General features: G+C 37.7%; 10 protein-coding genes and 1 tRNA gene. 6 read left to right on the forward strand and 5 right to left on the reverse strand.

Features of this window, described 5'->3' with window-relative positions:
• Nucleotides 1-40: 40 nt before the first annotated feature.
• Complete coding sequence (locus LF886_RS20390) at nt 41-721, reverse strand: TrmH family RNA methyltransferase (RefSeq protein WP_103231623.1); 681 nt, start codon at nt 719-721, stop codon at nt 41-43.
• A 162-nt stretch (nt 722-883) separates the two neighbouring features.
• Here LF886_RS20390 and LF886_RS20395 point away from each other — a divergent pair, with 162 nt between their 5' ends.
• From LF886_RS20395 to LF886_RS20410, 4 genes are all read left to right on the forward strand, one after another.
• The gene (locus LF886_RS20395) at nt 884-1900 is read left to right on the forward strand and encodes an asparaginase (protein ID WP_236851364.1); all 1017 of its coding nucleotides are present in this window, start codon (nt 884-886) and stop codon (nt 1898-1900) included.
• A gap of 55 nt (nt 1901-1955) precedes the next feature.
• Nucleotides 1956-2042, forward strand: a tRNA-Ser gene (locus tag LF886_RS20400).
• Between the two features lie 232 nt (nt 2043-2274).
• Nucleotides 2275-2691, forward strand: a complete 417-nt coding sequence (locus tag LF886_RS20405) for a hypothetical protein (RefSeq protein WP_103231625.1) — start codon at nt 2275-2277, stop codon at nt 2689-2691.
• 138 nt (nt 2692-2829) lie between these two features.
• Nucleotides 2830-3564 carry a hypothetical protein gene (locus LF886_RS20410; protein WP_236851365.1) on the forward strand — a complete coding sequence of 245 codons (735 nt, stop codon included), beginning with the start codon at nt 2830-2832 and terminating at the stop codon, nt 3562-3564.
• A 69-nt stretch (nt 3565-3633) separates the two neighbouring features.
• On the opposite strand, the gene LF886_RS20415 is transcribed toward LF886_RS20410, so the two are convergent.
• Nucleotides 3634-6105, reverse strand: coding sequence for a TonB-dependent receptor (locus LF886_RS20415; RefSeq protein ID WP_236851366.1), 2472 nt, complete (start codon nt 6103-6105; stop codon nt 3634-3636).
• Nucleotides 6106-6558: 453 nt separating this feature from the next.
• On the opposite strand from LF886_RS20415, the gene LF886_RS20420 reads away from it, so the two are divergent.
• Complete coding sequence (locus LF886_RS20420) at nt 6559-7350, forward strand: DUF2490 domain-containing protein (protein WP_236851367.1); 792 nt, start codon at nt 6559-6561, stop codon at nt 7348-7350.
• Nucleotides 7351-7468: 118 nt separating this feature from the next.
• On the opposite strand, the gene LF886_RS20425 is transcribed toward LF886_RS20420, so the two are convergent.
• Both LF886_RS20425 and LF886_RS20430 read right to left on the reverse strand, forming a co-directional pair.
• Nucleotides 7469-8164: a hypothetical protein gene (locus LF886_RS20425; protein ID WP_236851368.1), complete on the reverse strand. Its 696-nt coding sequence runs from the start codon at nt 8162-8164 to the stop codon at nt 7469-7471.
• A 303-nt stretch (nt 8165-8467) separates the two neighbouring features.
• A complete protein-coding gene (locus LF886_RS20430) occupies nt 8468-10000 on the reverse strand; it encodes a M20/M25/M40 family metallo-hydrolase (RefSeq protein WP_236851369.1) in 1533 nt (510 codons plus the stop codon).
• Nucleotides 10001-10174: 174 nt separating this feature from the next.
• Here LF886_RS20430 and LF886_RS20435 point away from each other — a divergent pair, with 174 nt between their 5' ends.
• On the forward strand, nt 10175-10768 hold the full coding sequence (locus LF886_RS20435; protein ID WP_236851370.1) for an FMN-dependent NADH-azoreductase: 594 nt from the start codon (nt 10175-10177) through the stop codon (nt 10766-10768).
• 297 nt (nt 10769-11065) lie between these two features.
• On the opposite strand, the gene map is transcribed toward LF886_RS20435, so the two are convergent.
• A complete protein-coding gene (map, locus tag LF886_RS20440; RefSeq protein WP_236851371.1) occupies nt 11066-11830 on the reverse strand; it encodes a type I methionyl aminopeptidase in 765 nt (254 codons plus the stop codon).
• Nucleotides 11831-12162 lie beyond the last annotated feature (332 nt).

Below are 12162 nucleotides of genomic sequence, written 5' to 3' on the forward strand. Positions count from 1 at the left end.
ACAACAATAATAAAGGAGGCTGCTAACCTCCTTTTTTTATTTATTTCCAATCAATATTATTTTCTCTCAGATACTTTTCAAAAATCTGCTGTCCGCTTCTGATAGAATTGACCGTCCAAAGGATTTTCATTCTCAAAAGTTTCTCTTCATCTAATTTATACTCAATACCAGATTTTATAAGCTTTTGTTTCAATTCATACATACAAATGGAAGCCGCCACAGACACATTAAAACTTCTCGTAAAGCCATACATCGGAATTGCCAGCGTTTCATCTGCAAAATCCAGAATTTCCTGAGATACACCTTCCATTTCAGTTCCGAAAACCAAAGCAATGGGTTCTGTGATCTCATATTCGGGCAGCATTTTAGCATTATTTTCCAAGGAGACCACCACTATTTTATATCCTCTGTCTTTAATATTCTGAAAGGATTCCATATTTCGGGGAAGTTTTTCGACCTCAACCCAGGTATCTGCCCCTTTTGTGACCCGAAGATTGGGTTCAAAGCTGTATTCTTCCTGCAAAGCCACTACTTTATGAAAACCACAAGCCTCTACAGAACGTACAATAGCTGCGGCATTTCTAAACTGATAAACATCTTCTACAACCGGAAGCACAAAATCTGAACTTTCCTGGGAGAAATGTTCAATTTTCGCCAGTCTTTCTTCTGTTAAAAACTGCTTTAAATATTCAAAAGTAGGTGCTAAATCACTCATCTGCATTTAGTTATTTTTTTCAATAGCCTAATATAATACCTACGATTATCATCCTATTATCATAAAATTTCACCGTAAGCGTTTCATTCATTTTCAAATCTTTGCAAATTAACGTAATTTTGGGCTATGAACCCTAATCGGGCTCCAATTCTTAATTAAAAATAGTACATGAAGCGAAAAGTCCTGCTCATCTATACCGGTGGAACCATCGGGATGGAAAAAGATTATGAAACCGGAAGTCTCCGTGCCTTTGATTTTGGTAATATATTTGAAAAGATGCCTGAAATGAGACTCATGGAATGTGAAGTCTTTGTTCATCCTTTCGAAACACCGCTTGATTCTTCGGATATGGGGCCTGAAGAATGGAGAGTTATCGCCAACTATATTCATAAAAATTATAATGACTACGACGGTTTCCTGATTCTTCACGGAACAGACACTATGTCTTATACAGCATCAGCATTAAGTTTCATGCTAAAAGGATTAAGAAAACCCGTGATTATGACAGGATCTCAGCTTCCCATTGGTGACCTGAGAACAGATGCCAAAGAAAATCTTCTGACCAGTCTTTATTATGCCAGCCTTTATGAAAATGATGAAGCAGTCATTCAGGAAGTTGCCATTTACTTTGAATATAAATTATTAAGAGGGAACAGAACTTTGAAATATTCTGCTGAGTATTTTGATGCCTATGCAAGTCCGAATTATCCTATATTGGGACAGTCCGGAGTTCATTTGAATATTATCAAAGACAGCTTATTCCGTTGTGATCCTGAAGTAGAATTTCATGTTGACGAACATATTTCAGAAGATATTTTATTCTGGAGAATTTTTCCGGGTATGCATCTGAGCCATTTCAAAGAGATCCCCAAAATGAAGGTTCTTATTCTTCAGGTTTTTGGTTCCGGAACGATTTTCAGCAGTGCAAAAACGCAGGAAACACTTCAGGAAATCAGAAACAACGGAACTGAAATCGTGGTGGTAAGCCAGTGTATTTCAGGAGGTATCTCGTTCGGGAAATATGAAAACAGCAATATTTTCTCCAGAATCGGTGCCATCAGCGGAAGAGATATGACAGCGGAGACGGCGATCACCAAAGCAATGCACCTTATTGACAACCCAAGCTACTCCGGAAGCTTTGCCGATAATTTCACCAGAAGCCTTTGTGGAGAAATTACAGATTAAATTGCAAGAATAATTTGGATATTAAAGAAAATAGACTATTTTTGCAATCTCAAAAAGAGAGGTGTCCGAGTGGTTGAAGGAGCTACCCTGGAAAGGTAGTATGCGGGTAACTGTATCGAGGGTTCGAATCCCTTCCTCTCTGCAAAGAAAACTAAAGCCTGTGCTAACATTAGCACAGGCTTATTTTTTGGGTAAAACTCTTTACTTTTTTATCATTTTTTGATGGCAGATCTCTACCCATTTACAAAATGATTACCCGTTCTTCTTTAATAGGTATTTATACCCAACTCAATAATTGGTCATTTGTACTATACCATATCTGTTTCGTTCTTTGTTACTTTGAAATATAAAATAACCACAAAAACCAACTTAACATGACATCTACAAGTGTAAACGCAAATTCCTCAGGCAATGTGCAACTTGGAAACGGAGCACAGTTCTGGGTATATCTTTCTCCTCAAAACGAAACATCCAAGATGATTTCTACATGGAGAGTTACATTCTCACAGGGAAACTGGAGTGATTCCATTTCAAGTGAAAATCCTACCAAGCAAATTCACACTCCTAATCTTTCAGGGATCTTTGATATTAAGGTAGAATTATTAAGTGCATCTACCGGTACATGGCGCCAGATTCCGCCTCAGGCCGGAAGTTATAATGAAATAGGCTGCAACTCCAATTGCGCCTCTATGGTAGGGATCGTTGCTGACAGCACAAAACCTCCTATTGGAGCGATCAATGCTCATTTTTGGACCACATGGGATGCTATGTGTAAAACAGGAAAAAACTAAACTAAAAATCACAGTCCACAGTTCCATAAATCAGAATTGCCACAGTATTTACTATTGTGGCAATTTGATGTTAAATAACAAAATTTCCCATAGCCCATTTTTCACTACATTAGCTTATTAAAATATGATTTGATCAATATGTATAAACTACGGACAGCCTTTCCTTTGCTGTTATTTTTAGCTATTTTTCTAGTTCCCCAGCTTACAAAAGCCAGTGCTTACTGGATGGAAATTCATGGGTCGGGAAAATTAAAAGATCCTGTAAAAATTCAGGTCTGCTATGGCTTTATTAATGATCTTAGTGAGCGCCACCGTACTACCGGACCGGAATTTAATGAGATTAAGAATTTCAAATTCTATATTCTTAACATCAAAGGAGAAAAGTCAAAGCTTGAATTACAAATGGTGGGAGATCATTGGGAAGGAACTTTCACTCCTGATAAAGAGGGAAGCTACAGGATTTTAGGAATGAATGATCAGCTGCCTGTGCTGCTGCGTTCTAAAAACCCTCAGGAAAATGTACGTCCCATTGATTTTATGTGTGGTGATTACCACGTTGGACAGCATTCCAATATGGAATCCCCTACCCAGTTTATGGATATTATTCTTCAGGAAAAGAATGGTGTTTACACCGTTTCTCCATATCGAAATATGAAACCCGTAGAAAAAGGAACTCCAATCAGAATATTCAACCCTGAAAACTGGGAAAAGAATATTTCAATTGATGAAAATAATCAAGCCGTTTTTAAACCGACTCTTCCGGGATTGTACGTAATCAGGCAAGACTGGCAAGACAATACCCCAGGAACATTCCAGGGGAACACCTATGGAAAAATACGATATCGTAATAATTATTGTCTCTGGATCAACTGATCTTCTTTAAATCGACAAAATAAAAATCCCGGACGTATGATCCGGGATTTTCAATGATTATCATCTTATTTAAAACTTTAAAGAAACACTTCCAAGAAAACGCGATGGAGCCTGAGGTGTCAAACGTACAGACCAAGCTTTTTCATTGGTAATATTATCGAATTTCAGTCCTACTCTATATTTTGGCTGATCATAGAATATGCCCAAATCAAACATTTTATAAGAAGGAATAATGACTTTAGCCGTTTGTGTATTGGTCTGATAGGAAGATGATCCCATATTTCCACCACCACCTATTCCAAGGCCTTTCAATTTACCTTCAGAAATCCTGTAGCTGATCCAAAAATTGTACATATTGGCAGGTCCTGATAATGCAGGTCTTAAACCATTAACGGAAGGATTGGCATTGGTATATTTACTGTCGTTATAAGCATATCCTGCTACAATATTCAATCCATCAAACGGATTGGCAGTAATTTCAGCTTCTATTCCTTTGCTTAGCTGTGTTCCATCCTGTATTGAATAGTTGATATCATCAGGATTGGTTCTTAAAATATTATCTACACGGATGTTATAATAACTTAATGTTCCTACCAATCGGTGGTTGAAAATATCTGCCTTCACTCCAAACTCCAACTGATTGGCATACTCTGGTCTGAATGTATTTCCATTAATATCTACTCCGCTTACATTATTAAAACCATTCATATAATTTCCAAACAAGGAAAGTTTATTCTTTAATACTTCGTAAACAATTCCCATCTTAGGTGAAAGAGCCGTCTGTCCATAAGGTCCCGATTGAGTTCCACTATTGCTCAGCCCCCCTTTGATCTCCCCTGTGGTGATATCATATACTCCTTTAAACTGAAACCGGTCTACCCTCAAACTGGCCATTACCATAAGCTGGTCGGTGATATTGAATACATCTGATACATACGCAGCGTAGGTATTATCACTATTATTTTCTTTTCTGAAAGCAGACGTTGCGGTAAGGGCGTCAATTATATTTTGATTAACTCTAAAATCTGCTGAAGGATGAACAAAGTTGAATACTTTCGTATTAGTATGGTAACGGTCAAAATGATTGGAATTGTTATAATAATCCAATCCTACAACCATTCTGTTTCTGAAACGTCCGATATGGAAATCCCCAATAAAATTCTGCTGGATATTGGTTGCAATAAACGAAGTTGTACCCACCATCACCTGAGCACTTGCTGTAGAGTCTGTTTTCCCATTAATCGCAGAAATATACCCATTGATCGTAGATCTTGCGCGGGATAATATAGTCTGTGAGGTCCAGTTTTCAGAAACTTTATAATTCAATTGAGCAAAGATGTTCATCATCTGTGTTTCATACGCCAGATCATCACCCAGGAATTTTTTATAGTACGGAAACTTCATATCCGCAATAGACTGGGTTTTATTGCTTCCTATATAAGGATTAAAACGAACAACGGATGTTCCCTTTGCCTGGTTGAATTCCACATCCAGAAGAAGCGACATACGATCATTGATCTGATAAGAAAAACTAGGAGCAATCGCTAAAGAATTGGTAAATCCAAGGTCCTGAAAACTCTTTTCAAACGTTCCTGCAGCGTTAAGACGGAAAAGAGCTGTTCTGTCTTTGTTTACGGGAGTATTCACATCCACTGTCAATCGGTTATAACTCCAGCTTCCTCCTACATAGCCTACTTCGCCACCAAATTTATTATAAGGTTTTTTCGTTACTCTATTGTATACACCGCCATAGCTGCTGGCTACACTTTTTCCAAACAAGGTAGCCGACGGCCCTTTAATAGCTTCTATACGTTCAAGATTTACAGGATCAATTACTGAAAATGCAGCTCCCGCTACACCGTTTCGTGCGTTGGGTTCTGTTTCGAATCCTCTTGAACGAAATGTTACTCTTCCCTGATTGGCAATCATAGGAACTCCTGCTCCCGGTACATTTTTAGAAATACTTCCAAGATCTACAGCTACCTGTTCTTGAAACAATTCTTTGGTAACCGTGTTATAGACTTGTGGATTTTCTAAATTTTTCAACGGCAGTCTTGCTACAAATCCGCTTTCCTTTTTGGAAAATCTATTTGTATTTTTCATTATGACAACCTCCTGTATCGCCTGAATATTTTCTTTTGTCAGCTGATAGTCGAGCTTTGTATCTTCACCCGCTTTCACCTCAACAGAAAGGCGGACTTCTTTGCTTCCAAGAATCTGTAATTTTAAAGTGTATGTTCCCGCGTTAAGGTTTGCAAAATGATAATTCCCATCATCATCTGTCAGGGTTTGGCGGTCTGTTTCCAACAATGAAACTGATATTGCTCTCAGAGGCTGCCCATCTACCATATTCACCTTTCCAGTTATGCCGCCTTGTAAATCCTGAGCATACAGAGTTGTAAAACTGAGCAAAGAGAATAAGAAGATTAGAAATCGTTTAAGCGATTGTATTTTGTGATGGGTTGCAATATCATTCCGTGTGGTAATTCCAGAATGAGCCATATGCCCCAATGAGAGCACACATTCATTTGATTGTATCATTTTTCAGCCTTATTTAAAATAATTATAAATAAAAGTGCAAAATAAAGAAATAGCAAATTCTCCCACAATATTAATTTGAACTATTCTAAATAAATTTTAAATCCTCTTGAGTTTGTGCTTAAGTTGATGCCTGGAGATAATAAGTAAACCAAGTCGTAAAAAGGGCTCTTGCTTTAACTTATTTATAGAAGCAACGCTTTTATATGAGTTGTTAACAAGTTATCAACATATTATCCACAATTTATTTTATTCCTAATTCTATCCTAAATCAGGTCCTTATTTTGTCTTGTTTTTAAACAGCATTAAAAGATTTTGAATAAACATTCTATGAACAAAGCTTCTAAATTTGGGACGATAAAGTATTCTTTCTGCGTATCGATGATATTTTTATCCACTCTATGTTTTCGCAGTCATTTTAAATCAATCATAAAGCAGTTATCTACACTATTGAGCATGAAGAAAATTTTTGCAGGTTTATTTTTATTAGGATGCATAGGAACATGCATCAAGGCACAGATCAGTCCCCCTGGATTGGGAGATGCCCATAATGCATTCTGGGGTGCTTTCGGAGTGAAGCGACAGTTGGATTCTTTAGGTAAGAAACAGGCTTTAAGCTATGTTGCCATCGGAAGAAAAAGCAGTCCGGATAACCATAATTTATTTTCAAAACAAGCTATCATTGTTTTAAATCACGAGGTTTATCATTCCTTTGCTCCTCACCAACAATACAGCTATGCGATCAGCTACCGCAGGCAGCCTCAGTATGAAAGCACGGCTCCTTATGAGAAAGAAAATACAGAACAGGAATTCAGAATATATGGAAGATATGCCTACACTTTTGACCTTGGGCAACAATGGAAACTGAAAAATACGGTGCGACAGGAATTCAGGAAGTTTTTTGATGCAGACTTTCATAAAGTAGAGGAAGATTTTCAACTGCGAACACGTATTAAGAGTCAATTGACTTACAATTTATCTCCTAAAAACAATCAGAAATTGGCATTGAGTGCTGAAGCTCTGTTTTCTATAAGTCATCTCAATGAACCAAATTCTGAGTGGGGATCATTCGGATACCGTGAAATGCGTATTGCAGCTTATTATATGTTCACAATCCCCAATTCTCCTTTTACAGTAGATATAGGATATATGGATGACCTAATCAGAGGCAGCAAAAGTATTCATCATGGAGGCGTTCATTATCTGGCAGCTGATGTGGTATGGAATATCCCTTATAGAAAAAGATAAGCTATAAAGGACATAAAGTATAATACAAACAAAATCCCAATCATGACTGACTGGGATTTGTTTGAAAAACATAAGTTTTTCCGCAATATAATTAAGTATGAATGTTTGGCGTAAGATCTTAATTGCACAACGTCAGAAACTGGCGGCTCATCTGTACTTTGAATTTCGCCTCTGATCTCGAACTGGCATAAATAGTATGTTTAAAAGCATGTACATTTTTCAGCTTCTGATCTATGAATTCAGCAATCTGCACAATAGAGAAAAGAAAATCTCTATATACCGCCATATTAACCGTCTGGCCATAGTAGGGAAGATAGGCCTTCAAAAAAGGAATTGCCTTCTGATGTCTATTGTAGCTGATACAAAACCCTACCCCTTCTACCGATGTGATGATACTATAGTTATTGATATAGTCCAGAATATTTTTACTGCTATCCAGAGCATTGGCATTTTTGGAACAAAACTTATTGATCTTATCGAGAATATGCTGGGCATATTCCATCATCGAAATATTTTTAAATTCAAATACCTGATGGATCCCATTGGCTGGTGAAGTTCCGTTTTCACAATCAATACAGAAAGAAATTCCGATTTTCTCATGGTAAGGAAAAAAGCAGTCTTTAACTTCTATGGAAGCATCCTGCTTTAACCTGTCTTCTGCAAAATTGTAATAGACATAGGGGCTGTAAAGTTCAGCCAGCGCTTTCAGATAATCTGTTTCGCTGGTGTTATGATATTCTTCAAACCATTTTTCAAGGTTATCGTAATAATTACTTTCAAAGTCGTTAAAGTTTAAGTAAAATGGCAATTCCATAGCTCTGTAATTTTGATATAACAAAGCTATACTCGTAATGCGACAAAACTTGACGCAATATATTTTTTGTAAAAAAGATTTGAAAGATTGTTAAGTCAAGGATGAATCATTATTAACGCTAAGGTTCGCAAGGTTTGTTAGGTAACGTTTTATATTTTGTTCGAAAATGCACTTTGTTCAGCCAGGATCTTAGTTTATACATTGCTAAGTGCAACTCCTTTGCAATCGGACTTAAAAACAATAAAATATCTTAGCGATCTTCGCGCTAAAATAAAAACTCATAAGCAAAACAAACTGACTCATTTATTTATCATAGTTTTTCATGATGTATTCAAAATAATGAATCATTTTCAGATAGTTTTCGATGCTGAGATATTCGTTGGTACTGTGAATGCTCTGCTGTTCTGCACTGTTGATCTTAATGGGCATAAATCTGTATACGTTTTTGCTCACAATCTCATATTTACCGGCATCCGTTCCAGCCATAGTAAGGTATGGAGTGACAATCGCTCCGGGATGAATTTCCTTCACTCCGGATTCAATTAATTTAAAAGCTTTTGTATTGGTTGGAGAAATTGCGGAAGCTTCTCTTGTATTGTCAATTTCTTCTACCTCAACATCAAAACCTTCTGTGGCTTTGGCAATATGATCTCTTACGTCTTTCACCGAATTTCCGGGAAGGAGTCTGAAATTAACGACAAATTCCACTTCAGGAGAAAGTACATTGGTACCATCACTTCCTTTCATCATAGTGAGAGCAGTTGTTGTTCTTACCAGTGCATTGGTTGTATTGTTTTTGGTAAGCTGGGAAATCAGTACAGGTTTTAACAGCCATTGATTCGCCAGTGCCATTCTTGTAGTGAAGGGCATTTCACCCCCAATATTGTTAAAAAACTCTTTAATGAGTGGAGTGATTACAGGTTTCATCTGATGATCTTCCAGACGCTGCATAATAACGGCGGCTTTTCCAATAGCGCTTTCCATAGGAGGCATAGAAGAATGTCCGCCAAGTCCTTTTACTTTTATTTTTGCGGAAAGAAATCCTTTTTCAGCACACCCCACAACGGCAACATCTGTATCTATTCCAGCTACATTTCCCTTTCTCATAATCAGTCCCCCTTCATCATAAACGGCATCGAACTTCAAACCTTTTTTCTTAAAGTAATCGGCAATCTGAATTGCTCCTTTTTGTCCGCCCACTTCTTCATCAAAACCGAAAGCCAGATAAATATCACGCTGGGGAATCTGTTTGTTTTTGATCATAGAATTCATAGATTCCATTAAGGAAAAAAGCATTCCTTTCATGTCTATCGCTCCTCTTCCATAGATCCTTCCATTGGCAACCGCTCCTGAAAAAGGGGCATATTCCCAGTCTTCTGATACTTTTGCAACAGGATCCAGCGGCTTATCATCCGGACGGAATATGTTTTCTTCATTATTTTTGATATCGGCATCTCCCGGAGGAACAACATCCATATGGGAAAGGAATAGAATAGGTTCCAGAGACGGATTGCTTCCTTTAAGTCTGAACACCAATCCATACTGGTTCACTTCAACATTTTCTGTATTCTGATATACTAAAGGATAAGATGTTTTTAAATAGGTTTTGAACTGACCAAACGGTGCGTAATTGAATTCACCCAAACTTCCGGTAGAAACAGTAGGAATTTTTATTCCGCCCGAAAATCTCATTATGGCAGAATCATTTTTTATAGGTTTCCACCCCTCACCTGCTCCTATATTATTTTTCTTAAATGGATAGGTGTAGGTTTTGATCAATACTACAGCAGCCAGAATAATAATGATTCCCAAAAGGAGTAAAAGAACTTTTTTCATAGCGGTTACGTTTTTGTGAAGTGGTTTGATCCCATAAATATAGCAAAGTATTTGGTCTTTAACAATTCAATTTAAACTTTCAGCTGTAAAATACTTTAAGAGTTTATAACGGATAAAATTACATGAACTTGTCCCCATGATGAAAATAAGATCGTCATTAGGACAAAAAATAGTATGAAGAATATTCTGCACATCATTGCCAGCGCGAGAGGAAGTCTATCCTACAGTAAAGGTCTAAGTTCGGCTATCGTCGACAAGCTTTTACAACAAAACAGCAATCATCAAATCACTGTACGGAATCTGGTGAAGGATGCACCACCGTATGCAGATGAAGAGTCAATCTATGAGTTTTATAAAGATCCTGGATTGTATGATGAAAAAAGTAAACTGCTCCTTTTGTATGCCAATACGATTGTGGATGAAGTACGTGAGGCTGACATTATTGTCATTGGAACTCCTATGTTTAATCTGGGAATCTCAACCCCTTTGAAAGCATGGCTGGATCAGCTGATCCGGGCGGGAGTTACGTATGTTTTCAATGAACAGTGGAACCGTGTGGGGCAGTTTAAAGATAAAAAAGTGTATCTCGCTGTTGCTTCCGGCGGAAGAAGTACCGAAGATGCTCCGGATTATATTTCTGCTTATCTCAAAGATGTTTTCAGAAGTTATACTGGAATTACGGATGTTGAAATGTATCGTGTGGAAGGGACTATGGAAAATGGTTTCAATCCAGATTATGAAAGTATCCTGAAAGACTTTTCGTCATAGATACTACTGTTTTAAAATTTTATTTTTAACGCAAAGTTTTTAATTGTGAGTATTGAATAGAAGGAAGCGAAGATGGAATCAACAAGTTGATTGAGTGAAGCTTTGTGTGTTAAAATACTATTTGTTTTTAACGCAAAGACACAAAGTTTTTAATCCTGATATGTTTTTTAAGGCGCAAGAAAATCAAAGATTTTCAGCAAGGAAATGATGATAGAATTCTCGTGCCTTAAAAAAACTTTTATTGTCACACCTATCTTGGTGGTTTATCCTGCATACAATGAACGATATTTCGTCCTTCTAATTCAGGATTTCGTTCATTTGGGTTAAAATAATCGGTTTTCCGTCGGTCACTACAATGGTATGTTCGTGTTGAGCCATATACCCACCTTTGTTTCCTACCATTGTCCAGCCATCTTTTAATTCTACAGCAATATTGGAATCGGTAGAAATAAAAGTTTCAATAGCCACGACAGAGTTTTTCTTAAAACGTCTGGAATCATAACGGTTTCTGTAGTTCAGCAATTCATCAGGCTGCTCGTGTAAACTTCTGCCTACTCCATGGCCGGCAAGGTTCTTAATAACTTTAAGACCTCTTTTCTTCGCTTCTGTTTCCATTAAATGTCCTATGTCCGCGATTTTCACTCCGCCTTTTATGTTGCTGATCGCTTTTCTCAAAATATCTTTAGATGCTTCTACCAGTTGCTGATGTCCGTGGATATCTTTTCCAATAACAAAAGAACCTCCATTATCCGCCCAATATCCATCCAGCTCAGCAGAAACATCAATATTGATCAGATCGCCTTCTTTCAAAATCCTCTGATCTGTCGGAATACCGTGGCAGAATTCATTATCCACGCTGATGCACGTCCAGCCCGGGAATCCATAGGTCAGATAAGGAGCAGACTTTGCCCCGAAATCTTCCAGAATTTTGGCGCCATACTCATCAAGATCTTTTGTGGTCATGCCCGGTTCAGCATAATCCATCATTTTCTTCAAAGTATAGGCAACGGCTTCACTTACTTTTTGCATTCCGATCATTTGATCTTCGTTGGTGATTGACATATTTGTTTGATTATTGTTGACTGTTACAAAGTTAGGAAATTAAAATATTCCGATATGACCTGTTTTTCATTACTCCGAAAATACGTTTACTACCCCCTTCACCAACCCCCTCTACCCCCTTGGGTAGGGGGTATACCCGGTTACATAAGGGGCTGTAGGGAGTATCATAACGGGCTCCAACCCCTTCTACAAGGGTCTATAGGGACTTGTGAAACGGGCTAAAGGTGGTTCCTAAGGGGCTCCCACCACTTTGATAAGGGGTTACAGGCACTTATTGAACGGGGTAGAGACCGTTGACTAAGGGGCTGGAGACAGTTTACGAAATGGTTACA

The sequence above is a fragment of the Chryseobacterium sp. MEBOG07 genome (genome assembly GCF_021869745.1).
GTDB lineage: Bacteria > Bacteroidota > Bacteroidia > Flavobacteriales > Weeksellaceae > Chryseobacterium > Chryseobacterium viscerum.

Excerpts from the sequence above, each read along its gene's own strand:
- LF886_RS20410 (WP_236851365.1), top strand. The coding sequence starts at position 2,830 with ATGTATAAACTACGGACAGCCTTTCCTTTGCTGTTATTTTTAGCTATT.
- LF886_RS20415 (WP_236851366.1), bottom strand. The coding sequence starts at position 6,105 with ATGATACAATCAAATGAATGTGTGCTCTCATTGGGGCATATGGCTCAT.
- LF886_RS20405 (WP_103231625.1), top strand. The coding sequence starts at position 2,275 with ATGACATCTACAAGTGTAAACGCAAATTCCTCAGGCAATGTGCAACTT.
- LF886_RS20430 (WP_236851369.1), bottom strand. The coding sequence starts at position 10,000 with ATGAAAAAAGTTCTTTTACTCCTTTTGGGAATCATTATTATTCTGGCT.
- map (WP_236851371.1), bottom strand. The coding sequence starts at position 11,830 with ATGTCAATCACCAACGAAGATCAAATGATCGGAATGCAAAAAGTAAGT.
- LF886_RS20395 (WP_236851364.1), top strand. The coding sequence starts at position 884 with ATGAAGCGAAAAGTCCTGCTCATCTATACCGGTGGAACCATCGGGATG.
- LF886_RS20390 (WP_103231623.1), bottom strand. The coding sequence starts at position 721 with ATGCAGATGAGTGATTTAGCACCTACTTTTGAATATTTAAAGCAGTTT.
- LF886_RS20435 (WP_236851370.1), top strand. The coding sequence starts at position 10,175 with ATGAAGAATATTCTGCACATCATTGCCAGCGCGAGAGGAAGTCTATCC.
- LF886_RS20420 (WP_236851367.1), top strand. The coding sequence starts at position 6,559 with ATGAAGAAAATTTTTGCAGGTTTATTTTTATTAGGATGCATAGGAACA.
- LF886_RS20425 (WP_236851368.1), bottom strand. The coding sequence starts at position 8,164 with ATGGAATTGCCATTTTACTTAAACTTTAACGACTTTGAAAGTAATTAT.